This is a genomic window from Thiobacter subterraneus (assembly GCF_055379455.1).
The window spans coordinates 2,420,373-2,445,567 of record NZ_AP042402.1 but is presented as its reverse complement, the minus strand read 5'-3'; the positions used below and the strand labels follow the sequence as shown (position 1 = coordinate 2,445,567).

Sequence of the window (25,195 nt, the reverse complement as noted above, 5' to 3'; positions counted from 1 at the left end):
GTTCAGAAACGGCGCAGCACGATGAAATCGGCGATTTCGCGCAGGCGCTCTGCGCGCTTTCCGAAGGGGGCCAGGGCGGCGACGGCCTCGTCGCGCATTTCCTGGGCCAGCCGGCGGGCTTCGGCACGGCCCAGCAGGCTCACGTAGGTGGGCTTGTTCTGCTCGGCGTCCTTGCCGGCGGTCTTGCCCAGGGTGGCGGTGCTGGCTTCGGCGTCCAGCACGTCGTCCACCACCTGGAAGGCCAGCCCGACGAACTTGGCGAAGTGGTCGAGGCGGCCCACGTCGCCCTCGGCGAGATCCCCGCACAGGGCGCCCAGCATGACCGAGGCGCGGATCAGCGCGCCGGTCTTGTGCACGTGCATGAACTCCAGCTCGGGCAGGGTGAGATGCTTGCCCACGCTGGCGAGATCGATGGCCTGGCCGCCGGCCATGCCGCGGGAACCCGCGGCCACCGCCAGCAGCGCCACCATCTCCAGCTGGCGCTGGGGATCGTCGGCCAGGGGATACTGGGCCAGCAGCTGGAAGGCCAGGCTCTGCAGGGCATCGCCCACCAGCAGGGCCGTGGCCTCGTCGAATTCCACGTGCACGGTGGGCTTGCCCCGGCGCAGCACATCGTCGTCCATGCAGGGCAGGTCGTCGTGCACCAGGGAATAGGCGTGGATCAGCTCCACCGCGCAGGCCACCACCTCCACCCGGTCCGGATGGGCGCCGGCCACCTCGCCTGCGCCAAAGGCCAAGAGCGGCCGCACCCGCTTGCCGCCCCCCAGCACGGCATAGCGCATGGCCTCGTGCAGGCGCACCGGGGCGATGTCGGAGGCAGGCAGATGGCGTGCCAGGGCCGCCTCCATGCGTGCCTGCAGGCGATGGGCCCAGTCTTCGAAGGCGGGGGAGACGATCACGCGGGCGTCGTTCACTTGGCTGCTTCGCCGGAGAAGGGCTCCAGCCCGCCGGATTCGGTGAGGATGCGCACCTGCTGCTCCGCATCCTGCAACTGCTGCTGACACAGTTTGAGCAGCTCGGTGCCGCGCTTGTAGGCGGCCAGGGAATCCTCCAGGGAAAGCTGCCCGCTCTCCATGCTGGCGACGATCTTCTCCAGCTCCGCCAGCGCGGCCTCGAAACTCGGCGCTTTGGACGATTTGCTCATCACGGGCCCTGCACAGAAAAGGGACTAAAAGTACCCCAAGCGGGGGGCGCCGGTCAATCGAGCGAGCGGCGCGGGCCTGCTCCGCAGCCGCCCCGGGCACGGGTGTCCCAACCAAACCCGGGTCTTGATTTTGCAACACTATTCGCGACATCGCCCTTGCCCGGGTCAGAAAATTCGGACATAATGGTCGCCTTACGGTCCGGCTGCGCCGGCCGCCCGGGGTATTGATCCAACGCGTTCATTCCGTCAGGGGCCTATGTCCGACCTTTCCGCCAGCAGCGCGCTCAAGCGCACCCCCACCCAGCTGCCCATCGACTGGTATTTCGATCCGAAGATCTACGAGCTGGAGAAGAAACTCCTGTTCGACCAGGGGCCCGGCTATGTGGGCCACGCGCTGATGGTGCCCAATGCGGGCGATTACCAGGTGCTGGACTGGATGAACAAGGGCAAGGTGCTGGTCAACACCGGACAGGGCATCGAACTGCTGTCCAATGTCTGCCGCCACCGCCAGGCCGTGATGCTCAACGGCCGGGGCAACACACGCAACATCGTCTGCCCGCTGCACCGCTGGACCTACGATCTCTCGGGCAGGCTCATGGGCGCGCCCCACTTCGCCGGCAATCCCTGCCTGAACCTGGAACGCACGCCCCTTGCCAACTGGAACGGCATGCTGTTCGCGGGCCCGCGCGACGTGGCGCGCGATCTGGCCGGGCTGGGCGTGGCAGCCGAGCTGAGCTTCGAGGGCTACATGCTGGACCGGGTCCACATCCAGCCCTACAACTTCAGCTGGAAGACCTTCATCGAGGTCTATCTCGAGGATTACCACGTGGTGCCCTTCCACCCGGGGCTCGGCCATTTCGTCAACTGCGACGAGCTCAAATGGGAATTCGGCGAGTGGTACAGCGTGCAGACGGTGGGGATCGCCGACGCCCTCGCCAAGCCCGGCACGCCGGTGTACCGCAAGTGGCACGAACAGGTGCTGCGCTACGACGAGGGCCGGCTGCCCGCCCATGGCGCCATCTGGCTCACCTACTACCCCAACATCATGGTGGAGTGGTATCCCCACACCCTGGTGGTGAGCACCGTCTGGCCCACCGGCATCGAATCCTGCGTGAACGTGGTGGAGTTCTACTATCCCGAGGACATCGTGCTGTTCGAGCGGGAGTACGTGGAAGCCGAGCAGGCCGCCTACCAGGAGACGGCCGTGGAGGACGAGGAAATCTGCCAGCGCATGCAGGATGGCCGCAAGGCCCTCTGGCTGCGGGGTGCCGACGAGGTGGGACCCTACCAGTCCCCCACCGAGGACGGCATGCTGCATTTCCACGAGTTCCTGCGGCGCCAGCTCGAGCCCCATCTGTAACGCGCCCGCCGCGCCTTGACGCCGGGAATACCGGAATCGCCACGAGCCGCGCCCGCCCTTTCCGTGCCCGTCTGTCTGCGCGCTGAAGCCCCATGAAATCCGGCTGGATGCTGGTGGCCGGGTTTCTGTTCGCCCTGATGGGCGTATTCGTCAAACTGGGCGCGCGCCATTTTTCGGCGGCGGAGCTGGTGTTCTACCGCTCCCTGATCGGCCTCGCCGTTATCTACGCGATCGTGCGCCAGCAGCGTCTGAGCCTGGCCACGCCCCATCTGCGCCTGCACCTCTGGCGGGGGCTGTCCGGCTTCCTGGCCCTGATGCTGTTCTTCTATGCCATCAGCACCCTGCCGCTCGCCACCGCCATCACTCTCAACTACACCTCGCCCCTGTTTTTGGCCCTGCTGCTCAGCCTGGTCCTGCGCCGGAAGCCGGCCTGGTGGCTGACCGCGGCCCTGTTGCTGGGGTTCGTGGGAGTGGTGCTCCTGCTCAATCCCCGTTTCGACGGAACGGACTTCCTGCCCCGTGTGCTGGGCCTGGCATCGGGCTTCCTCGCCGGCGTGGCCTACCTCAACGTCCGGCAACTGGGCGCAGCGGGCGAACCGGAATGGCGTGTGGTGTTCTACTTCACCCTGGTGTGCACCGTTGGCGCGGGCTTCTGGATGCTGGTGCACGAGTTCCACGGGCTTGGCTGGGGCGACCTGCCCCTGCTGCTGGGCCTCGGGCTGACCGCCACCCTGGCGCAACTGGCCATGACCCGCGCCTACCGGCTGGGCCATCCCCTGGCGGTGGGCAGCCTGGCCTACAGCACGGTGGTCTTCGCCAGCCTGTTCGGCATCGTCCTGTGGGGTGAGGTGCTAGCGCCCGTGTCGTGGCTGGCCATCGCCCTGATCGTCGCCAGCGGCGCCATCAGCAGCGCCGTCACCAGCCGCAGGCCGGACTGACCTGTGCTTGCCGGGCCGGGGTCCGGCTTCATACAATGGCCTGTCGCTTCTCCACCAGGCAGCCCCCATGATCAGCATCTCCGTGGACAAAAACGTCGTCATCCTCTCGGTTCTGGGTGAATTCACCCTCGACGATTTCAGACAGTTCGAGGAGCACGTGCTGTATGCCTCGAAGCTGGGGCCGGTCAACCTGCTCATCGACCTGCGGGACATGGTGGGTTATACCCTGGACGTGGTGTGGGAGGAAATCAAGTTCTCCCGGGCGCACCAGTACGACTTCGACAAGGTGGCTGTGGTGACGGACAACCAGTGGTTGGCGTGGAGCGCCTGGCTGCAGCGCCTGTTCGTGGATGCGGACATCGAGGTATTCGGGGACTACGACGAGGCCATGGCCTGGGTGGCCGGAGAGTGACCGTCCGGCACCAGCCGCGCCTGGGGCATGGGTACAGGTGACCGAGGCCGGCAAGAAGGCGGGCCGCCCTTGAGCTTCGCCACGATGCGCGCGGTCTCGACCCACAACCCCGAGCAGCACGACCGGCGGCCTGGGCGGTTGCGCGCTGTCGCGATAGGGCTCCGCCGGCATTGCCCCCCTGACTCTCCCCACGAGGCGTAGAGAGACAGGCGGGCAAGCGGTTACGTTATTCCCGCCGGTTTTTTTCGCAGCATCCCGCCCGGTACGGGCCGCGGGATGCCGGTACAGCGCCCTTAGCGTTCCACCAGGCGTGGGCCCAAGGGCGCCAGCGCAGCGTCGCGCAGGCCGTTGAGGACCGCCTCCCCTTCCGGCGAGACCTTTAGTTCAGCCCACCTGGCCGCCTCATAGATATGCCTCTGCCCCTTCTGGAAGAAGAACCTGTCGGGGTTGACGAACACAGTCTCGCCGCTCTTCCCGAATCGGATCAGCGCCTGATCCGGCCGCAGCGCTTCGCCCACCCGATAAACGTGGTCGAACGCCGCCCGGCCCGCGCCGTCCAGCCGCACCACCGCCAGTCCGTCGCCGGGGAATTGGGGGGGCAGTTGGGCGCGAATGTCGTCGGTGAGCCGGTACATCAGAGGCATGGAGTCGCCCTTAATCTGCCAGCTCGGGTCGAGCGGCGCGAGTTCCAGGAGGACGGTACGTCCCCCAGACAGCAGTCGTTCCTGTTTCCAGATGCCGTAGTTCACCACCAGGAGCACGACCAAGGCCGTGCCCCACAGCAGTTTAGTGCGCATGTAGAGTCTCCCTTCCCGAAAGCTGTTTCAGAAGCACCCAGCGCAGGCCAAGCAGCCCCGCGCCACTGCCCACCAGGGCCAGCGATTTCAGCAGTGGGGACAGGGACAGGCTGTAGTAGTAGGCGCTGAGGAATACCGCCAGAAACACCAGCGCGATCCCCATGAGCAGCCGGTCGCCGCGGCGGAAGCCCAGCAGCAGCACGGTCACGGCGGCAATGAGCCCCGGCGCGTGCAGGGCGGGCCAAAGCAGCAGCAATACCGCGCCATAGGCGGACAGCGCAAAGGCACCAAAGGGCGGCAAGCCGCGCTCCTTCAACAGCGTGTGCACCAGGTACAGCAGCCCGGCGCCGAGGAGGATTGCGCTTGGCCACATTGGCTCCCAGAAGAACATGCCCCACCCCGGCCAGCCGTACTGGAACAGGTATGCCGGCGGCAGCAGCAGGCCGAACATCCCCATGACCAGGCCATAGGCAATGGGCCGCAGCAACCGCGCAAGACCGGGGCGGGCGGAGGCGGTCTCCCTGAGCCAGAGGCGCATCGACACGAGGCCGAGCACGCCTGGCAGCGCCAAGACAGTCACGACCAGGAGCGCGCCGCCAACGCTGGCCAACGGCAAATCATGCCACCACCGGACGGAGTCAAATAACAGCACCGGGATGGCGAAGACGGCAACCAGGGTCGACAGGACACGGTGGATCTGGTCGACGTAGAGCACCATGAGGAAGACCTGCATCACCAGTACCAGCAGCGCGGAGCCCGCCGTGCTGATTGGCTGCACGCCGACCACCACCAGCACCTGCCCGGTGAGGCTCACGGCGAGCGCCATCTGATTGGAAAAAGTACCCCGCTCCGCGCGCCGCAGCAGGATCGCCCCGCCCAGCAGCAGGATACCGAAAGCCGGCAGATCCGACAGGGAACGCAAACCCGATTCGGAAAGGAAAAGCATCACCAGGAAAAAGGCCATAAGGAACAGCGCCGCCAGCCACCCGCCGAATCCCGCCAGCATCCGCAGGTACCAGGGCATGGCCGTGGCGGGACTGGACAACGCCTCCGCCGCCCGGGCCGCACCAGATGCATCGAGCCGGCCTTCCCCGACCAGCGCAGCCAGCACCGCGTTCATGCTGGTTGCGTTCATGGCTCCTCCCCGCCCCGGCCGGCCCGCCACAGCCACGCGAGCGCAGCGCCCGTTAACAGGATTGCCTGCGCCCCCAGCACCAGCAGCAGTAAAAACAGCCCACCTATGCCGAGGTGGTATTCACCTTCAACGATTTTGTTCTCACCACCATAGGCAATGAAGGCGAAGACGATGACGTGAACCGCCAATGCAAGAAAGATGAACAGGTCGCGCCGCCAAGTGCTGTACACCCACACACCGAACGCGGTGATGCCGAGCCAGAGCAGCGGCCCCCACAGCCCGCTGTAATCAGGATGGAGAAGCCACGATGTCATCCAGAGTATCAGGATCCCGAGGACCAAGAGGGCGATCAGGCGGGGCAGCCAGCGCCCGGACAGTCGGGGCCAGCGGCCCGCAAGCAGTTCGCAGGCAGCCAGCGCTGCGATATCGATTGTGAATACAAGGAAACCCATCGGCCAGGCTATCCACAGCAGGACATCGGAGAGATCGCGGTAGCCGGGATACCACCGCAGCAACCACATATTGACAAGCACCAGCCACAGCAGCCACAGGGCTGCGGAGCGGGCGATGACCAGCCATGGCGTGATGAGCAACCCCCAGGTGAAATGCAGGTAGAGATCCGGCTCGGTATAGTAGGTTCGGGCGTGGAGAGCCAGTAGCACGCCCGGCAGCACCGCCGCGCCCAGCAGCGCGACACGCCCGCCCCGGGAACCCGGCCCCAGGCGCCAGGCCCGCGCGACCGCGCCGAGCAATGCCGCCTCCACCAAGGCAAACTTGGCGAAGCGATGGAGTGCCGTCCAATGGTAGGCGAAGAAGTACACGATGCCGGCAAGCACCGCCCCCAACCCGACCAGCGCCGCATTGATGCTGCGTGCGCTCATGCCTCCTCCTCCCAGCCGCGGGCGGTCCGCCGCAGCCACGAAACCACGGCGCCCGTCATCAGCATCACCAGCAGCGCCAATAACAGCAGCCTGGACCCAATGTCAAGCCATCCGTATGCAAACATGCCACGACCCACAAAGACGGTAACGACGACGATGGCCTGTAGCGCCAGCACGGTCAGCATGAACAGGTCGCGCCGCCAGGTGCGGTACACCCATACGCCGAACGCGGTGATGCCGAGCCAGAAAAAGGGCACCAGCAGCGTGTAGAAAAAGGGCACCAGCAGCGTGTCCTCCTGGTAGAAGACCCACACCGCCATCCCCCACACCACCACCCAGGGCGTGAGGTTGCCGAGGACCATCAGCGCGATCACCCGGGGCATCCAGCGCCCGCACAGCCACGGCCTGCGAGCCGCAGAGAGTTCGCAGGCTGCCAGCGCCGCGATATTGAGCGCCGCCGGCATCCCCAGTGTTGCCCACGCCAGCAAGAAATCACCAATCGTCAATACATGGTCGGGCACCAGCCACCCCACAAACGCCAGATTGGCAAGCACCAGCCACAGCAGCCACAGGGCTGCGGAGCGGCCGATGAATACCCAGGGCGTGATGAGCAGCCCCCAGGTGAAAAACAGATCGTAGAAGTTGGCGCCGGTCTGGTAGGTCCGGCCGTAGAGGGCCAGCAGCACGCCCGGCAGCACCGCCGCGCCCAGCAACGCGACACGCCCGCCCCGGGAATCCGGCCCCAGGCGCCCGGCCAGCGCGACCGCGGCGAGCAATGCCGCCTCCACCACGGCAAATTTGGCGAAGCGATGGAGTGCCGCCCAGTTGTAGGCGAAGAAATGCACGATGCCGGCAAGCACCAGCACCGCTCCCAGCCCGGCCAGCAGCCAGTCGAGAAAACGGCGCCAGGCGGCCGCATCGGGGGTGATGCCGGCGAGCTCGAGGGCGCGCTCGAAGGCGTCCGCGTCGAGGACGCCGGCGTGATAGAGGTCCCGCAGACGGCGCGCCGTGGCGGGCTGGTGAAGTGCTTGCACGGGGTTCCTCCCTGTTACCCGATTGTCATGGCAAAGGGCCACGCGGAGAATATACGCCAAGCGCAAGCCAAATGCCAACGGAATACCCGGGCGGGCAGGAATCGGCCTGCATGGACCAGGGGACGAAAGCTCCCGGTGGAAACACCCTGGCCCGGGATTGCGGGCCCGTTGCGCGGACCACGCTTGGGCGATCGCCGACAGCGCCTCATTGCCCCAGTTCCGGTGGGACACCATTCATTGGGCGCCAGCCGGTTGAAGTCGCGCCTGACCCGAATCAGCCACGGTTCAGGAAATAGTCACTTTCACCGAGCAAGAACCAGCCGCCGGCCGCTGAGAGGCCGCGGTCACCGACCCGGACGCCCGGCTGTTCAAGAAAGCTGAAGGCACGGGCTCCCGGTTGTGTCACATGAGCCACGTGCTGATGGAGAACCGCAACGGCCTAGTGGTGGATGTGGTCACCACCGAAGCAAACGGCAAAGCGAAACGCCAGGCGGCCTTGGAGCTTCTCGCTAGGCACGCCAGACGCAGCTCGACGGTGGGCGCTATGACACAGCGGACTTTGTGGCAGGCTGCCGGTAGCTGGGCATCACACCGCACCTGGTGCAGAAGAAGACGGGTTCCGCGATTGCCGGGCCGACGACGCGGCATACCGGCGACCAGATCTCGCTGAAGGCACGTAAACGGATTGAGGAAGCCCTCTGGCTAAAGACAGTGGGTCGCGTGTGCAAAATGCGCTTCATTGGGCGGGCAAGGTTGGCGGGCCAGGCGCCTTCGTGTTTTTGCCTGCAACCCGTTTCGCATTGGCCACTTCTCCGGCCGGTGGGATGCGCATCATGTGTAAGGCGAAATTCGCCGGATTCCGCCCAAAGGCGGGGGAATGGCCGGGAGAGCCGCCCAGTTGGCCTTCCGACTGCATCTGAACAGGGCCCCACGAGGCATTACGCCGCAGAACGACTGTTCACGAACCCGCTGGGAACGTCCGTTTAGCCTGACGATTCCAAAGATCGGCGGATCCTGACTAGCACTGCCGGGCGCATTATCGGGCAAGGCGATAGATTTCGAGGAAGTCATTTATCGAAATGTCTATATAGCATTGAATGTGTTGCATTGCATTGCAAACATCCGCTTCCGTAAGTCCTTCATCTTCATCCTGTGTATGCAACGAGTTGTCCAATTCACCGGGTATCGTTTTGTGGTCCATGGTTATTCGGCCGCAAGGGATGGATGTTGGACGCCCTTCGGCGACTTCAGCAGGATTCTTTTGATTCCCGGCACGCAGGAGCCGCAGACCGTACCGCAGCGCAGTTTCTCCTGGAGTGCGACGAAATCTGCGCCGGCAGCGATTTCGTGTCTGATCTCATCCTCGCTGACGTCGAGGCAGTTGCAGATCACCTTGCGCGGCGCGACCACCGCCACGGGCGGTTCGGCGCGCGGGGCGAAGAGCCAGCGGCGCAGGGCATCGATGGGCACGCCGTCCTTCATCGCCGCGCGCAGCCAATTCGAGGCCTGATCTTCGCCGGCGAGCAGGAGGCCGGCCAGCCGTTCGTCCTCGATCCTTGCGCGTTTGATCACGTTTTTGGCCGGATCCCGGTAGGCAAGGCAGGCGGCCTCGGGCATCTCCAGCACACTGGCGATCTGTTCGATGCGCTCGGTGGGCAGCGGCTCGGCCGTTGCCACGCGCAGGGCGACCAGGGGGCGTTCGCGGCCGTCGAGGGTCAGCGTGGCATATTCAAACCCGGCCAGCAGCGGCGCGAGGTGCGCGCGCCAGGCCAGCACGGTTTCGTGCGCGTCTGCCGCCAGGCCCGGCGAGCGCAGCGCCACCAGCCGCCACGGTAGGGTGGCCGGCTCGACGCGCAGCGCGGCGTGCTTGAGTTCGGGCTGCTTCGAGACTGGGTCGAAGGCCGGGATGGTCAGCACGTTGATGCCGTCGTGCGACAGGCTGCGCGCGCCCCAGTGCATGGCGACGAAGGCCTGCCCCGGGCGCACTTCCTCGCTGGCGGCGATGGGCAGCACGATCTCGCCGCGCCGGCTCTTCACGCGCATCAGCTGACCTTCCTGCCAGCCGCGGCGGTTTAGGTCGGAGGGGTGCAACTGGATGCGCGGCTCGGGCTCGTGGCTGTAGAGGCGCGGCACGCGGCCGGTGCGGCTCATTCCGTGCCACTGGTCGCGGAGGCGGCCGGTGATGAGGCGAAAGGGATGGCGGGCGTCGGGCGCCTCGGCGGTAAGGCGCGTGTCGATGGGAATAAACCTCGCCTTGCCGTCGGGGAAGGCGAAGTGGTGGTCGGAGTAGAGGCGCTGCGTGCCTTTGTTCTCGATCACGGGCCACTGTAACGGGCCGAGCTGGTCGAGCGCATCGTGTGACAGAGTACTGATGTCGAGATCGCGGCCCGAAGTCGTTTTGACGTACTCGGCGAAGACCTCTTCGACCGAATGGAAGTCAAAGCTTGCCGTCCTGCCAGCGCCGAATTTTTCAGAGAGCTTGAGTGCAAAGTCGCGGGCGATGCGCCAGTCGGCACGGGCCTCTCCGGGTGGCGGCACGGCGGCCCGCACGCGGGAAATGCGGCGCTCGGAGTTGGTGACGGTGCCGTCCTTCTCCCCCCAGGTAGCGGCCGGTAGCAGGAGGTCGGCAAAGGCAGCCGTCTCGGTGTCTGCCCAGGCATCTTGCACTACGACGAACTCGGCTCTGGTGAGGGCCTGTTTCACTTTCGCGAGATCAGGCAGTGAGTGGGCCGGGTTGGTGCAGGCGATCCACACCGCCTTGATGCTGCCCTCGGCAAGTGCGTCAAACATTTCCACCGCTGTCTTGCCGGGACGATCGGGCAAAGCGGGAATACCCCACAGTACGGCAAGCTCGGCGCGGTCGTCGGGATTGTTGATGTCGCGGTGGCCGGGCAGCAGGTTCGCCATGGTGCCAGTTTCGCGCCCACCCATGGCGTTGGGTTGGCCGGTGAGTGAAAAGGGGCCCATGCCGGGCTTGCCGATCTTGCCGCTGGCAAGATGCAGGTGGATGAGTGCGGCGCCATTGGCAGTGCCATGGATCGACTGATTGAGACCCTGGCACCAGAAGGAGAGCGGGGCCTTCGCGTGGCCGAACATGCGCGCGGCGGTAACGATTTCCTCGGGCTTCAAGCCGCAGGCGGCGGCGACAGCGCCGGGGGTGAGTTCGGCGAGTTGGGCGCGCAATGCGTTGAATCCGCAGGTGTGCTCCTTGATGAAGGCGTTGTCGATCAGCCCCTCCCAAAGCAGCACATGGAGCATGGCCGAATAGAGTAGGGCATCGCTGCCCGGCGCGATGGCCAGGTGCAGGTCTGCAGCCGCGGCGGTGTCGGTGCGGCGCGGGTCGACGACGATCATCTTGAGATCGGGATTCTTCTCACGCGCGCCCTCGATGCGGCGGAAGACGATGGGATGGGTGTAGGCGGTGTTGGAACCGGCGATCAGGATCAGATCGGCCAGATCGATATCCTCGTAACAACAGGGTACAGCGTCGCTACCCAATGTCGCTTTGTAGGCGGCAACCGCCGAAGACATGCACAGGCGCGAGTTGGAGTCGATGTTGTTGGTGCCGACGAGTGCGCGCGCCAGCTTGTTGAAGACGTAGTAGTCCTCGGTCAGGAGCTGGCCGGAGACGTAGAAGGCGACGGCGTCTGGGCCGTGCTCCTGAATGATCGCGGCGAAACGCTCGGCCGCGACCTCCAGAGCGTTTTCCCAGGAAGTCGGCACCGCCCGGGCGGTGCGGCTTTCCCGCAGCAGCGGTACGGTGGCCCGCCCCGTACGCACGGCCGCCAGATGCAGCGTGTTGCCCTTGGAGCAGAGCTTGCCGAAATTGGCCGGATGATCGGGGTCGCCCCGCACGCCGACGATCCTGTCGCCGACGGCCTGAACGATGACGCCGCAGCCGGTCCCGCAGTAGCAGCAGACGCTGCGCGTCTCGGTCAGAGTGCAATCCATACCATCCCGCCTTCGACCTTGGTCGGATAGACCTTCGCGCAGCCCTTGTCCGGGACGACCGCCTCGCCGTTTTCGAGCTGGATCTTCCAGGAGTGAAGCGGGCAGGTGACAACCTTGCCGGCCACGAGTCCTTGCGACAGCGGGCCGCCTTTGTGGGGGCACCTGTCATGCAGGGCAAAGACTTCGTCATCGGCGGTGCGAAACACCGCGATCGTGCCGCCTGCGCTGTTTATCTGGCGGCTGCCGAGACGGGGGATTTCTTCCAGGGGGCAGACTTTTCTCCACTCGTTCATTCAGGTCACCTCCAATGCGATATATTCTGCTGGCTGCTGCTTCACCGCCGCCGCCCAGGGGTCTTCGTAACCCTGCAGGGCGTAGAGCAGGCGCTCGTAGAGCTCGGTGCGGCGGGCGGCATTGTCGACGACCTGTGCCTTGACGTAGTCCAGGCCGACGCGGGCGACGAAGTGGCACGTGCGCTCCAAATACCAGCCCTCCTCGCGGTAGAGCTGCAGGAAGGCCCCAGCGAATTCGAGTACCTCGGCGTCCGATTTCACCTTGCAGAGAAACTGGGCGACCTCGGTCTTGATGCCACCATTGCCGGCGATATAAATCTCGTAGCCCGAGTCCACCCCGATCACGCCTACGTCCTTGATGCCCGCTTCGGCACAGTTGCGCGGGCAGCCGGACACCGCGAGTTTCACTTTATGCGGCGCCCACATGCCGAACAGCATCTTCTCCAGCTTGACGCCCATGTCCATCGAGCGCTGCGTACCGAAGCGGCAATGCTCGGCACCGACGCAGGTTTTCACCGTGCGGATCGACTTGCCGTAGGCATGCCCCGAGACGAGGCCGGCCTTGCCAAGATCGGCCCAAACTTTGGGGAGATCCTCCTTGCGGATTCCCAGCAGATCAATGCGTGCGCCGCCGGTCATCTTGACAGTGGGCACCCTGTATTTTTCCGCCACGTCGGCGATCGCGCGCAGTTCTGCCGGCGTGGTCAGGCCACCCCACATGCGCGGCACGACGCTGAAGGTGCCGTCCTTCTGGATGTTGGCGTGGGCACGCTCGTTGATGAAGCGGGACTGCGGATCATCCTCGGCCTCGTGCGGCCAGGTGGAGATCAGGTAATAGTTGAGGGCTGGGCGGCAGGTAGCGCAGCCGTTGGGCGTCTTCCAGCCGAGCTCACGCATTACGGCGGGGATTGACAACAGCTTCTTCTCGCGGATTGCGGCCCGCACGACGCCGTGTGAATGTTCCGTGCAACCGCAAATCGGCCTGTCGTGGATGTCGGCCGGCTGGTAGGCGCCGCCGATGGTGGAAGCCAGGATCTGTTCGACCAGTCCGGTGCAGGAGCCGCAGGAGGACGATGCCTTGGTGTGCTTGCGCACGTCCTCCAGCGTGAACAGGCCGTGGGTCTTGATCGCCTTGACAATGTCGCCCTTGCAGACGCCATTGCAGCCGCAAACCTCGGCGTTGTCGGGCATCGCGGCGGCTTTGTTCTGGCCGCCGTGACCCGCGTCGCCGACATGATGACTGCCAAACATCAGGTGGTCGCGAATGTCGGCGATGTTCTGCTGGTCCTTCAAAAGCTGGAAATACCAGGTGCCGTCGCCGGTGTCGCCGTAGAGCACGGCGCCGACCAGCCTGTCGTTCTTGATGACCAGCTTTTTGTATATGCCGCCGGCGGGATCGGCGAGCACGATGTCCTCGCAGCCCTCACCCCCCATAAAGTTGCCGGCCGAAAATACGTCGATGCCCGTGACTTTGAGTTTGGTAGAGGTCACCGAGCCGGTATAGCGGGCGAGGCCGATGCGCGCCAGGTGGTTTGCGCAAACCTTGGCCTGGTCGAACAGCGGAGCGACCAGACCATATGTCACGCCGCGATGTTCGACGCATTCGCCCACCGCATAGATCTTCGGGTCGTAGGTTTGCATCGTGTCGGAGACGACGATGCCGCGCTGGCAATGGAGGCCTGCGCTTTGCGCAAGCGCGATGTTCGGGCGAATGCCGACAGCCATCACCACGAGATCGGCTGGGATGCTCGTCCCGTCGTTGAAGCGAACGGCGGCCACGCGACCGCTTTCTCCGGCCACCAGTTCGCTGGTCTGCTTACCGAGCAGGAATTTGAGCCCCTTGGCCTCGAGCGATTTTTGCAGCAGGTCGGCGGCGGTCTTGTCGAGCTGGCGCTCCATGATCCAGTCGGCCAGGTGCACGATGGTCACATCCATGCCGCGCAGTGCGAGGCCGTTGGCGGCTTCCAGCCCGAGCAGGCCGGCGCCGATCACGACGGCATGGCTGTGATGCTTGGCGGCCTCGATCATCGCCTCGGTATCGGCGATGTCCCGGAAGGCGAGCACGCCCGGCAGGTCCTTGCCCGGCACCGGCAGGATGAAGGGCGACGAGCCGGTGGCCAGCAGCAGCCTGTCGTAGCTGACCTCGGTGCCGTCGGCGGCGACCACCTTCTGGGCCTTGCGGTCGATCTTCACGACCTGCTTGCCGAGATGCAGGACGATGCCATTGTCGCGGTACCAGGCGATGTCGTTGAGGACGATGTCCTCGAATTTCGCTTCGCCTGCCAACACCGGCGAGAGCATGATGCGGTTGTAGTTCGGATGCGGCTCGGCGCCAAACACCGTGATTTCGTAAAGGTCTGGGGCGAGCTTCAAGAGTTCTTCGAGGGTACGGCAGCCGGCCATGCCGTTGCCGACCATCACCAGTTTCTGTTTCTTCATTGCTCTCTCTCCGTCAGGCCGCCAGCGGATGGGACTGCTTGGCGTAGAGAAACTCGATCACCGCCGAGCGGTATGCCATGTATTTCTGGTCATGGGCGACGCTCAGGCGCTCGCGCGGGCGCGGCAGGTCGACCGTCAGGATCTCGCCGATGGTCGCGGCCGGACCATTGGTCATCATCACGATGCGGTCTGAGAGCAGAACCGCCTCATCGACGTCGTGGGTGACCATCACCACCGTGGCCCGCGTCGCGCCACAGATCTTCATCAGCTCGTCTTGGAGGCGGGCGCGGGTGAGGGCATCGAGCGCGCCGAAGGGTTCGTCCATCAAGAGCACCTTCGGCTCCATCGCCAGGGCTCTTGCGATCCCCACGCGCTGCTTCATGCCGCCGGAAATCTCGCCCGGATACTTGTGCAGGGCGTGGGCGAGGCCGACCATTTCGAGCATTTTCGTCGTACGCTCCCTGAGGCGTGCCTTCGGCTCGTTGGCGGCGAAAACACGCTCCACGGCGAGATAGACGTTCTCGAAGCAGGTGAGCCAAGGCAGCAGGCTATGGTTTTGGAATACCACCGCGCGCTCGGGGCCGGGGCCGGCCACCTCGCGGTTGGCGCAGAGTATCACCCCGTGGGTCGGCGTGGTCAGGCCGGCGATCAGGTTGAGCAGCGTGGATTTGCCGCAGCCCGAGTGGCCGATCAGGGAGACGAACTCGCCCTGCCGGATGTTGAGGTCGATGTCGCGCAGGGCGATGAACTTCCCCTTCCTGGTATCGAAGCTCATGCCGACTTTTTCGATCTGGACGAACTTTTCCATGATTCAGGCCTCCATACGCAGCCGCTTGGCAAGCAGCAGCAGGCTTTGTTCGAGGATCAGGCCGACGATGCCAATGATGAAGATGGCAATGATGATGTGCTCGACTTTGAGGTTGTTCCACTCGTCCCACACCCAGAAGCCGATGCCGACGCCTCCGGTGAGCATCTCAGCCGCGACGATCACCAGCCAGGCCGTGCCGATCGACAGCCGGATGCCGGTGAGCATGTAGGGCAGCACGCTGGGGAAGAGGATCTTGGTGACGATCTTCCACTCGGACAGGTTGAGCACGCGCGCGACGTTGAGGTAGTCCTGCGGCACGCGCGCCACGCCCTGGGCGGTGTTCATGATCATCGGCCAGATGGAGCAGATGAAAATCGTCCAGGTCGCGGCCGGGTCGGCCTTCTTGAAGACCAGCAGGCCGATCGGCAGCCACGCGAGCGGCGAGACGGGACGCAGCAGGCTGATGATCGGGTTTGCCATGCTCGAGAGCATGGCGAAACGCCCGAGCAGGAAGCCAACCGGGATGCCCACCAGTGCCGCGAAGCCGAACCCGACGGCGACGCGCTGCAGCGAGGAAAGGATGTTCCAGCCGATGCCCTGGTCGTTCGGGCCGTTGCGGTAGAACGGGTCGGCGAAGAGCTTTGTCGCTGCCTCCCAGGTTTTGCCGGGGGTCGGGATGCTGCCACCGTTCATGGTGGCCAGTTGCCAGATGCCAAGGAGCAGCAGCAGACCCACGAGCGGCGGCAGGATGGCGGCGAAGAAGGCACGCAACGCCGCCGAGTTCTGCTCCGTGGTGCTCGGCCGGCCGGATTGCGAAGGAGGCGGAGGCGGTGGCGCGGTCAGTTCCGCGGCCCCAGATGGGCAGCTGGCCGGCTGTGCCGTCGGGCTGTCGCCGACTTTCATCGCATTGATGGTAATTGCTGTCATGACATACTCCTTGTGCGTGTTATGCCTTGACCTTGAAGCCGTCGGCGTACTTCTTGGGATCCTTTCCGTTCCAGACCACGCCGTCGATCAGCTTCGATTCGCGCACCTCGCTCCTGGGCAGTGGCACCTTGAGCTGGCTGGCCGCTTCCTTGTAGAGGTCGATGCGATTGACCTTCTTCGCTACGGCGAGATAGTCCGGGTGCTCTTTCAATAGTCCCCAACGCTTGTGCTGGGTCATGAACCACATGCCGTCGGAGAGGTAAGGGAAGTTGACCGCGCCGTCGTTGTAGAACTTCATGTGGTTCTTGTCGAACCAACTCTTGCCCAAGCCGTTTTCGTACTGGCCGCTCATGCGGCCGCGGATCACCCCGACGTCGGTGTTGACATAGGCCTTGGCGGCGATGATCTCGGCGGTCTTGCTGCGGTTGGCGGCGGAGGCGTCGATCCACATCGAGGCTTCGAGCACGGCCATGATGACGGCGCGCGCGGTGTTCGGATACTTTGCGACCCATTCCGCCGTGGTGCCGACGACCTTTTCCGGATGATCGACCCAGACGTCCTGCGAGGTGGCGACAGTGAAGCCGATCTTGTCGATGATCGCGCGCTGGTTCCAGGGCTCGCCGACGCAGAAGCCGTCCATGTTGCCGACGCGCATGTTGGCCACCATCTGCGGCGGCGGCACGACGATGGTCTTGACGTCCTTGAGCGGATCGATGCCGTAGGCAGCCAGCCAGTAGTAGAGCCACATCGCGTGGGTGCCGGTTGGGAAGGTCTGGGCGAAGGCGTACACCTTCTCCTTTTTCGCCACCAGCCTGGCGAGCGATTCGCCATTGGTGACACCTTTGTCCTTCATCTGGCTCGACAGGGTGATGCCCTGACCGTTGTTGTTGATGGTCATGAGGATGTTCATGTCCTTCTTGGGCCCGCCAATGCCAAGCTGGACGCCGTAGATCAGGCCATAGAGCACATGCGCAGCGTCGATCTCGCCATTGATCAGCTTGTCACGCACGCCGGCCCAGCTCGCTTCCTTGGTTGGCACGATCTTGATGCCATACTTCTTGTCGAAGCCCATCACCGAGGCGATGACGACGGAGGCGCAGTCTGTCAGCGGGATGAAGCCGATCTTCACTTCTTCTTTCTCGGGCTTGTCCGAGCCAGCGGCCCAGACGTGTGGTAACGCGGTCATGAGCGCGGCTCCCGTGGCGAGACGCAGGAAATCGCGACGCGTCACGTCCACGGCAGTATGGGTTGAAACGAAAGTATGACGGTGGGCTTCATTTCTCATCTTGCAACAAAACCTCCTCTGGCCGGCCCTTAGGGCTGTGGATCGGACGCTGTTGTCCTGCGGAAGAACCTCCGTTGGTTCTCCGGTCAAGCCGGGCCAAGCAAGCGGTGTGCCAGGGTGGGAAACGTTTTGAAATCGGCCGGATATATTTATTTGGGGGGGGAGGCATGCACCGTATCGGAGCAAATTGGGCTGCCGCTGCACCGCTTCAGAGCAAGAGCTTGGCCATTTCGACCACGTCGGTGGCGACTTGCACCAGTGGCAGCGATTTCTCCAGTATCCGTTTCCTCAGGGCGGCCTACGCCGCCTCTTCGGCCATGACGCGCATGTTCATCAGGATGCCTTTGGTCTTTTCGCTCAGCTTGCGTTCCGACAATTGGCGCTGGGCCGTGGCGCCCATGCCTCACTGCTTGGTATTCCCCGAAACGCGCGATGTCGCAGCCATTGACGACATAAACCGAAACGCCCGCCTTGACCGCTGATCGGACGGTGGCCTTGTCGCCCGATAGTGAGAACATCGCTGCTGGGCACGGCATCGACTGATTCAGTGTGCCGATGTGTTCGAGCGTATTGCACGTGGGTGAAGCGGTCTGGAGCAGGATGATTTCCGGCCTATTGATAACCACCCCAATGGATGACCATGCTTTGAGGAGGTCGCACGTTAGTCGAATCAGGCATGATTCGGGGAGGGGCCATGATCACCAAGCGACACAAACGGGATTTGCCAGAGATGGAAGCGCGGCGGCGACGCGGCCTGCCCATGCTCGGGCATGGCAATGCGCAGGCCAAGTGGCGCGCGCTCGGGCGAGAGCCGGCAGACGGCTTCAACGTGCGCCGGGCAGTGGATGCATCCCCGCAGGGCGGGCGTAGGCACAAGCCCCTGCGGCGCCGTGCCGGACCCGTCGCGCCATTCAGGCAGCAGGCGAAGGGCCGATCCGATGGGATGTTTTCGTGTCATGCCCACGGCCGGTGCCCCGGTTGGACGCGGCGTCGAACGCCCGGGTAGAATCGCCCCATGCCCTGCCTGAACAACGCCGCGATCCATGCCATCCTGTTTTGTCTCGGGTGGCTGTTTGGGGCCCACTCGGCCCTGGCCCAAAGCCAGCAGATCTTCAGCCGCTACCAGGACCGCGTGGTGCAGGTGCGCATCCTGGAAGCCTCCTCCGGGGCCAAGGCCGGCGTGGGTTCCGGCTTCGTGGTCACACCCACCGGTCTCATCGTCACCAACTATCACGTCATCGCCGATCTCGTCCACAAGCCCGAGCTCTATCGCGGCGAGGTGCTCACTGCCACCGGCCTGCTCGCGCCCCTGCGCCTGGTCAATTTCGACGTGGTGCACGATCTGGCCCTGGTGGCCACGGACATCGCCTTCCCGCGCCACCTGACACTCGCCACCGGGCCGGTGGCCATCGGCGAGCGCCTCTATTCCATCGGCACGCCCCTGGATCTCGGTTTCACCATCGTGGAAGGCACCTACAACGGCCTGCTGGAACATTCCCTTTACGAGAAGATCCATTTCACCGGCTCCATCAATCCGGGCATGAGCGGCGGCCCCGCGCTGCTGGCCGATGGCCGGGTGGTGGGCGTGAACGTGGCCACCGCGGGCAACCAGGTGAGCTTTCTGGTGCCGGCACGCTACGTGGCCGAGCTGCTGGCGCGCACGCCGCGTGTCGCACCACTGGAGCCGGACGCCGCACGGGCCCTGCTGCAGCGTGACCTGCTGTCCAATCAGGCCCGCTACATGGAGCGCCTGCTGGCGCAGCCGCTGGCCACCAGCCCTCTCGGGGATTACCGCGTGCCGGGCCGCGTGGCGCCTTTTCTGCGCTGCTGGGGCGATGCCGAACGCGACCCTGCCAATGTCTATGAACAGGTCACACAACAGTGCTCGTCCGAGGACGACATCTACCTGTCGCGCACCCAGCAGACAGGGATGGTGCATTTCCAGCATGTGTTCGTCGCGGGGCGCAACATCAATCGCTTCCGCTTCTATGCCCTGTACCAGGCCCAGTTCAACCAGCCCTACGAGAAGATTCCGGCGGAGCGGGAGGACGTCTCGCGCTTCGCCTGCCACACCGACTTCGTGCGCCACGGCAGCCTGGATTTCAAGGCGGCCCTGTGCCTGCGCCGCTACAAGAAGCTGCCGGGCCTCTACGATGCCGTGCTGCGAGCCGCCACCCTCGACCACAACACGCGGGGCCTGGTCACCACCTTGGTGCTGGCGGGGGTCAGCGCTGACAATGCGCGCCGCTTCGCTCGCCATTACCTGGAAAGTTTTGCCCAGGAGAGAAAGCCGTGGAAACGGTGATGGTGGCGGAGGTGCTGGACAGGTCCGGGCGGGTGCACAGCCGCCTGCGCCTTGAGCGCTTTCCCGTGTCCATCGGGCGCGGCTACCACAACGACATCATCCTGGACGACGAATTCGTGTCACCGGACCACGCCCGCATCGAGCTCGACGAGGCAGGCCGGCCGGTGGTGGTGGACCTGAACAGCGACAACGGCACCTATGTCCTGCCCCAGCTCACCCGCATCACGCGCCAGCCCCTGGGCAGCGAGACCCTGCTGCGCCTGGGTCACACCCTGATCCGCCTGCGCAGCGCCGACTACCGGGTGCCGCCCGCGCGCCGCGACAGCCTGGGCCTGACGCGCGCCACACGCTGGCTCACCCAGGGGGCAGGGGCGGCGCTGGCCTATGGCATGGCGCTCGCCCTGATCATCCTCGATCACTATCAGAGCAGTGCCCAAGTGATGAGCCCGGAGCAGCTGCTCCTCGCGGCCCTGTCCATCGCCGTGGCGATTCCCGTGTGGGCGGGGCTGTGGGCCCTGGCCAGTCGCAGCTTCGCCCACCATGCCTCCTTCGTGCCGCACCTGGCCATCGCCAGCGCGGCAGTCGTCACCTTCTTCGCGCTGGACACCCTCGGTCAGTACTACGCCTTTGCGTTTTCGGCGGGACTCTCGGCGGACGTGATCTTCCAACTGGTAACCGTGCTGGTCTCGGCGGCCGCCCTGTATGGCCACCTGCGTTTCGCCACCCTGCTCACGCCGCGGGTCATAGGCACCACGGCGCTCCTGACGGCCGTGGTGCTGGTGGGCATGACGGGTTTCAGCGATTACGTGGGCAGCCTGGAATTCAGCGACGACCTGCCCTACCCGGGAGAACTCAAACCGCCGGCCTTTGCCTTCGGCCAGCCCAAAACGCCTGCCCGCTTCGCCGAGGACGCGAAGGCCCTTCTCCCGGCCCTGGACGCGGGCCAGCTGGACTGACTTGATCCCGCCGCGCCCGAAGCACCGGCAGGGGCACGGCGGGCGTCTTCGCCTGCCGTGACAGGGAAACGGCGCGGGGGGTCGAGTCCGGCCCAGGGCTTTTCAGGAAGGCAGCCAGGGATATTTGTCCCACAGTTCCGGATGGGCCCAGTACTTGGCGTTGAACCACTCGGGGGCGGGCTTGTAGGTGAAGAGATCGAACCGGAACAGCCCGCTCGTCTGCCCGGCCGCCGCGTCCAGCGCGAGCCGTTCCATCCCCAGGGCGAAGAAATCGTTCTCCCCCCAGGCGCCCAGCACGCAGCGAACATAGAGGCGCGGCGTGTACAGGTCGCGCAAACGGCACAGCAGCCTCACGCCCTCCCCTTTGGGCATTCCTTCCAGGACGTCTTTCACGTAGGCCAGATCGAAACGCGTCGCCTCGGTCCCTTGGGGCAGCCAGGGCGGAGCCCCGTGATGGGTCACCACGCAGCCGGCAGGCAGATCGCCCGGTGGGCAGCCCAGCACGAGCAGGCGGCGGGCACCGCAGGCGGCCGTGAGTGCCGCCAGTTCAGAGGGGGCTTGGACAGGGACGTGGGACATTCTCTTATCCCGGTTCACGGACGGGTTGCGCCGGCAGGGGATCGGCAAAAGGCTAAACAGCCCCGGGCAGCCTGCCCGGGGCGACGGCGGCCGGCGCCGGGAACGAAGGCGCATGTGTCATTGCCCAGGCGGCACCGGGCCATGCCTGAAAGGCAGCGCTGCGCGGGCGCCGGGACCACATTCGGGTGGGGGTGAGCGTCCACCCACCTGCCGGGCGGCACTGACAGGGTGGCGCCGTCGAGGGCGGCTGCGCGACCGGGGAAAATCAGTCCACAGTTAGCAAACATTCTTCCACCGCCACTTTATGTTCTCCGCGCAATAATCGGATTTATTGCGTATTTTTGGCCACGGCGCTATGCTGGGCTGGTCGGCCAAGGGGGGCGCCATGACGGTCATCAGTATCTTCAATCAGAAAGGCGGGGTGGGCAAAACCACCACCAGCCTCAACCTCGCTGCGGCCATGGCCGCGCGCGGGCAGCGCCCCCTGCTCATCGACCTCGATCCCCAGTCCCACCTCACCCGCACCCTGGGTGTGAGCATAGACCGGAGCGAGGAAAGCATCTATGCCTTCTTCCTGCGCACCCGGAGCCTCACCGATCTGGTGCGCACGACTCCCAGCGGCATCCGGATGATTCCCGCCCACCTGGACCTGGCCAAGGCCGATGCGGTGTTCGGCAAGAGCTACAACATCGTCACGCGGCTGGCCGGCGCCCTGCGCGCCGAAACCCTCGGCAGCGGGGAGGAGCCGGTGGTAATCGACTGCAGCCCGATGCTCGGTGTGCTCTCCCTCAATGCGCTGTTTGCCTGCGATCTGGTGCTGGTGCCGATCTCCACCGATTTCCTTGCGCTCAATGGAGCCGCCCAGGTGGAAAAGACCCTCAAGGCCCTGGAGCATGTCCTGAAGAAGCGCCTGCCGCGGCGCTATCTGCTCACCCGTTTCGACCGGCGCCGGCGCATGGCGCGGGAAATCCTCGAGGCTGCGCGGCGGCAGTTCGGCGAGGACGTCTGCGCCACCACCATCTGCGAGGACGTGCGCGTGGCGGAAAGCCCGGCGCTGATGAAAAGCGTGTTCGAGCACGCGCCCAACTGCCGCGGTGCGCGTGACTATCTGGCCTTTCTGGAAGAGTTGCTCAACACCGGCCTTGCCCGTCAGAAGGCGGCCTGAGCCGGTCAACCCCAGGTTTCCAGCGCTTCCCGGATCTGCGGCAGGGCCGCCTTCACTGCGCGCCGGCCCTCCTCGATCGCTTCCCTGCCCCGGTGGAACTCCATCAACCCCAGGTGGGCGAGCCGCGGCGCCACCACGGCATCCGGGGGCTCGCCCGCCATGCGGCTGCGGGCGATGCGTACTTGCATGATGTTGATGCTGGAAGCCACCACGTCCAGCACCGAAGGCAGTGTCTGCCCATTGCGCGGCATGAATTCGGACAGACGGGCCTGCAGCTTCGCCAGCCAGGCACTGACTTCCCCTTCACGCGCCGCCTTGCGCCGGGGCCGCAGATGGCGGCCGAGCACGTCGGAGGACAGATCCACCGCGATCACCACGTCCGCCCCCATGGCGCGCGCCAGGGACACCGGCACCGGATTCACCAGCCCGCCATCGACCAGCAGGTGCCCATCGCGTGCCACCGGCGTGAACAGCCCGGGCAGGGCGATGGAAGCGCGCACCGCATCCATGGTGGAACCCTCGCGCAGCCAGATCTCGTTGCCGCTTGCGAGCTCCGTGGCCACCGCACCGAAGGGAATCGCCAGCGCCTCCACCGGCCGGTCCACGAAATTGCGGCGGAAAAACTCCATCAGCCGTTCGCCCTGGATCAAGCCCCCGGCGAACTTCACGTCGAGGAAGGCGATCACGTCCGCGAGGCGCAGGCTCTCCACCCACTGGCCGAAGCGCTCGATCTCCCCCGCGGCATAGGCCGCCCCCACCAGTGCCCCGATGGACGTGCCGCATACCACGTCCGGCCGAATGCCCGCCTCCTCCAGTGCGCGGAGCACACCCACGTGCGCCCAGCCACGGGCGCTGCCGCTGCCCAGGGCCAGGCCGATGCGGGGGTTATGGGGCTGTGCCATCCCGCCTAACCGACCAGACGCGCCACCAGGGGTGTGGAGCGCGAGTAGCTCACGAACAGCTCGTGGGTGGCCCGTGTCAGGGCCACGTAGGCAAGCCGCACATCATCGCCCAGCTCCTCACCGTTGAGGGCGCCCAGCCCTGCCACGGCCACGCAGGGGAACTCCAAGCCTTTGCAGTTGTGCATGCTCAAAAAGCGCACCGCTTCGCGGCGAACATCGATACGGTTACGGTTTTTCTTGACGCGGTCGACGGGAATGTCGCGCTGTTCGCATATGCGGGCGATCCGTTCACCAATGGCATGTTCCGGAAATACGACGGCCATCTCGCCCCAGCGATAGCCACCCCGCTGCCGGGCCTGCAGCCACTCTGCGACGGCGTGGGCCTCACCGTCAAAATCGACACAGGCCCGCACCACGGGTTCGGGCCCCTCGCGGCCGGCCGTCTCAGGCAGGACGATGGTCTCAGCCCCCTCCCCGAAACCCGGGGTCTGCAGGGCATCGGCCGCGAAACGGCAGGCCAGGCGCAAAATCTGCGCAGTGTTGCGATGGTTGACCTTGAGCACCGTGGTGCGCCCGGATGCATCAATCCCCAACTGCTTCCACACCGGCCGCTTCCTGCCCTTGTAAATGGCTTGGGCATCATCATAGACCACGAGCAGCGAACGCGTGTCCGGGTGCACCATGCGCGCCGCGAGCGCAAGCCATTCCGGTTCGAAATCATGCGCTTCATCGATGAGGACCGCGTCATACTGGCCTGGCGGGATCAGCCCCCTGTCCACGGCTTCCATGACACCCGTCACGCCAGCCTGCAGACGAGCCTCATACTCCGGATATTCCCGCTCGGTCGGCACCGGCAGATCATAGGTGCGCAGCATGCGATAACACCACGAATGGAAAGTGAAGACATGGACCTTGTCCTCCACACCCCGGTCCTGCATGGCGTTTTCGATACGTCCGGCAATGCCGTTGCCGTAACACAGCACGAGCACTGGACGCGTCGCAATACGTGCCAGATGCTCGGCGCGAAAAACGAGGACGAGTGTTTTGCCGGAACCGGCCACACCCCGTATGATGCGATGCCCTTCACCCAGGCTGCGGGCCAGCTGTTCCTGCTGCAGATCCATCACCATGAGGAGGTGGTCGTCCCGCCCCGGGGCGTCCTGCTCCCCCAAGGGGAGTGCAATCTGGCGGATGCGGATTTCCGGAAAAAGAATGGCACGCACCCGATCCAGTTGGGGCATGGGCAACATGCGCCCCGGCCGGCGGGACACCAGGGACCAGATGCGCTCGCGGAAATCATCCGCCTCCACCGTCTCCGTCATTTCGTCCCTGCAGACGACCTTTTCGGGTGGGATGATCTGGCCCAGGTCCGTTGACTCGAATTGCCGGCGCGTGATGTTGGTGAGCACCACGCCAAAGCCAGACGGCACACAGAGCTGTCCCTTTTGTGGGCCATCCGGAATGAGCAGGGAAGCATCCTGCTTGAGCGCATCCACCACCCGGTACATGTACTGGCGCACCTGTTCGATGGGATTGACGTGCCTCACCGGGGCCGTGTTCGTGAGCAGGGTCACCTCGAAGCGGTCGGCCTCGATGAGATTGTCGAGACGCCAGTCCTTGACTTCCAGCACGACCAGGCCACGCGCCGGATGCAGGACGACAAAATCCGGACGCTGGCCCCACGGCCCCACCGGCAGGTTGTGCCAGACCAGGGCGTTTTCCTCCAGAAAGTCGCGCAGCCGTTCGGCAAACCTGAGCTCGCCCCGGCTATCGAAACGCGCACTACCGAGCGTCGGGATGAGAGTAGCCATGCCTCGTGTCTTCGGCGGCTGACTGCAAACCTTTAGCGCGCCTCCTGTCATTGCCCACACCTGGTGCGCCGTG

At 65.1% G+C, this 25,195-nt stretch carries 21 protein-coding genes; 6 read left to right on the top strand and 15 right to left on the bottom strand.

Going from position 1 to position 25,195, the window contains the following annotated elements; genetic code table 11:
* Positions 1–2: 2 nt before the first annotated feature.
* Both ACZ42P_RS12020 and ACZ42P_RS12015 read right to left on the bottom strand, forming a co-directional pair.
* A complete protein-coding gene (locus ACZ42P_RS12020) occupies positions 3–848 on the bottom strand; it encodes a polyprenyl synthetase family protein (RefSeq protein ID WP_464899407.1) in 846 nt (281 codons plus the stop codon).
* 62 nt (positions 849–910) lie between these two features.
* Positions 911–1,144 (bottom strand): exodeoxyribonuclease VII small subunit, encoded by a 234-nt coding sequence (locus tag ACZ42P_RS12015; protein ID WP_464897773.1) that lies wholly within the window; start codon positions 1,142–1,144, stop codon positions 911–913.
* A gap of 256 nt (positions 1,145–1,400) precedes the next feature.
* Between ACZ42P_RS12015 and ACZ42P_RS12010 the strand changes: the two genes are divergently transcribed.
* From ACZ42P_RS12010 to ACZ42P_RS12000, 3 genes are all read left to right on the top strand, one after another.
* Positions 1,401–2,504 (top strand): aromatic ring-hydroxylating oxygenase subunit alpha, encoded by a 1,104-nt coding sequence (locus tag ACZ42P_RS12010; protein WP_464897772.1) that lies wholly within the window; start codon positions 1,401–1,403, stop codon positions 2,502–2,504.
* A 92-nt stretch (positions 2,505–2,596) separates the two neighbouring features.
* Positions 2,597–3,442 (top strand): DMT family transporter, encoded by an 846-nt coding sequence (locus ACZ42P_RS12005; protein WP_464897771.1) that lies wholly within the window; start codon positions 2,597–2,599, stop codon positions 3,440–3,442.
* Positions 3,443–3,509: 67 nt separating this feature from the next.
* Positions 3,510–3,854, top strand: a complete 345-nt coding sequence (locus ACZ42P_RS12000; RefSeq protein ID WP_464897770.1) for a SpoIIAA family protein — start codon at positions 3,510–3,512, stop codon at positions 3,852–3,854.
* 293 nt (positions 3,855–4,147) lie between these two features.
* Here ACZ42P_RS12000 and ACZ42P_RS11995 read toward each other — a convergent pair whose 3' ends face one another.
* The 10 genes from ACZ42P_RS11995 to ACZ42P_RS11950 form a co-directional block, all read right to left on the bottom strand.
* Positions 4,148–4,651: a GDYXXLXY domain-containing protein gene (locus tag ACZ42P_RS11995; protein WP_464897769.1), complete on the bottom strand. Its 504-nt coding sequence runs from the start codon at positions 4,649–4,651 to the stop codon at positions 4,148–4,150.
* Complete coding sequence (locus tag ACZ42P_RS11990) at positions 4,641–5,786, bottom strand: DUF4401 domain-containing protein (protein WP_464897768.1); 1,146 nt, start codon at positions 5,784–5,786, stop codon at positions 4,641–4,643. Before ACZ42P_RS11990 ends, ACZ42P_RS11995 begins: the two co-directional genes overlap by 11 nt.
* Entirely contained in the window at positions 5,783–6,667 is an 885-nt protein-coding gene (locus tag ACZ42P_RS11985; protein WP_464897767.1) for a DUF2157 domain-containing protein, read from the bottom strand. The genes ACZ42P_RS11990 and ACZ42P_RS11985 overlap by 4 nt, the downstream gene beginning before the upstream one ends.
* A complete protein-coding gene (locus ACZ42P_RS11980) occupies positions 6,664–7,701 on the bottom strand; it encodes a DUF2157 domain-containing protein (protein WP_464897766.1) in 1,038 nt (345 codons plus the stop codon). The genes ACZ42P_RS11985 and ACZ42P_RS11980 overlap by 4 nt, the downstream gene beginning before the upstream one ends.
* A gap of 1,203 nt (positions 7,702–8,904) precedes the next feature.
* The gene (locus ACZ42P_RS11975) at positions 8,905–11,652 is read right to left on the bottom strand and encodes a nitrate reductase (RefSeq protein WP_464897765.1); all 2,748 of its coding nucleotides are present in this window, start codon (positions 11,650–11,652) and stop codon (positions 8,905–8,907) included.
* The gene (nirD, locus tag ACZ42P_RS11970) at positions 11,637–11,945 is read right to left on the bottom strand and encodes a nitrite reductase small subunit NirD (RefSeq protein ID WP_464897764.1); all 309 of its coding nucleotides are present in this window, start codon (positions 11,943–11,945) and stop codon (positions 11,637–11,639) included. Before nirD ends, ACZ42P_RS11975 begins: the two co-directional genes overlap by 16 nt.
* Positions 11,946–14,384: a nitrite reductase large subunit NirB gene (gene nirB, locus ACZ42P_RS11965; RefSeq protein WP_464897763.1), complete on the bottom strand. Its 2,439-nt coding sequence runs from the start codon at positions 14,382–14,384 to the stop codon at positions 11,946–11,948.
* A gap of 13 nt (positions 14,385–14,397) precedes the next feature.
* Positions 14,398–15,192 (bottom strand): ABC transporter ATP-binding protein, encoded by a 795-nt coding sequence (locus ACZ42P_RS11960; RefSeq protein WP_464897762.1) that lies wholly within the window; start codon positions 15,190–15,192, stop codon positions 14,398–14,400.
* A 3-nt stretch (positions 15,193–15,195) separates the two neighbouring features.
* The gene (gene ntrB / locus ACZ42P_RS11955) at positions 15,196–16,119 is read right to left on the bottom strand and encodes a nitrate ABC transporter permease (RefSeq protein ID WP_464897761.1); all 924 of its coding nucleotides are present in this window, start codon (positions 16,117–16,119) and stop codon (positions 15,196–15,198) included.
* Between the two features lie 19 nt (positions 16,120–16,138).
* Complete coding sequence (locus ACZ42P_RS11950; RefSeq protein WP_464899406.1) at positions 16,139–17,305, bottom strand: CmpA/NrtA family ABC transporter substrate-binding protein; 1,167 nt, start codon at positions 17,303–17,305, stop codon at positions 16,139–16,141.
* 1,114 nt (positions 17,306–18,419) lie between these two features.
* Between ACZ42P_RS11950 and ACZ42P_RS11945 the strand changes: the two genes are divergently transcribed.
* Positions 18,420–19,709, top strand: a complete 1,290-nt coding sequence (locus ACZ42P_RS11945) for a S1C family serine protease (protein WP_464897760.1) — start codon at positions 18,420–18,422, stop codon at positions 19,707–19,709.
* Positions 19,697–20,665, top strand: coding sequence for an FHA domain-containing protein (locus ACZ42P_RS11940; protein WP_464897759.1), 969 nt, complete (start codon positions 19,697–19,699; stop codon positions 20,663–20,665). The genes ACZ42P_RS11945 and ACZ42P_RS11940 overlap by 13 nt, the downstream gene beginning before the upstream one ends.
* Positions 20,666–20,767: 102 nt before the next feature.
* On the opposite strand, the gene ACZ42P_RS11935 is transcribed toward ACZ42P_RS11940, so the two are convergent.
* Positions 20,768–21,244 (bottom strand): DUF6231 family protein, encoded by a 477-nt coding sequence (locus ACZ42P_RS11935; protein ID WP_464897758.1) that lies wholly within the window; start codon positions 21,242–21,244, stop codon positions 20,768–20,770.
* Positions 21,245–21,629: 385 nt separating this feature from the next.
* On the opposite strand from ACZ42P_RS11935, the gene ACZ42P_RS11930 reads away from it, so the two are divergent.
* Positions 21,630–22,409, top strand: coding sequence for a ParA family protein (locus tag ACZ42P_RS11930; RefSeq protein WP_464897757.1), 780 nt, complete (start codon positions 21,630–21,632; stop codon positions 22,407–22,409).
* 5 nt (positions 22,410–22,414) lie between these two features.
* On the opposite strand, the gene rssA is transcribed toward ACZ42P_RS11930, so the two are convergent.
* Positions 22,415–23,311, bottom strand: a complete 897-nt coding sequence (gene rssA / locus ACZ42P_RS11925) for a patatin-like phospholipase RssA (RefSeq protein ID WP_464897756.1) — start codon at positions 23,309–23,311, stop codon at positions 22,415–22,417.
* A gap of 5 nt (positions 23,312–23,316) precedes the next feature.
* On the bottom strand, positions 23,317–25,122 hold the full coding sequence (locus ACZ42P_RS11920; protein ID WP_464897755.1) for a 3'-5' exonuclease: 1,806 nt from the start codon (positions 25,120–25,122) through the stop codon (positions 23,317–23,319).
* Between the last annotated feature and the right edge of the window lie 73 nt (positions 25,123–25,195).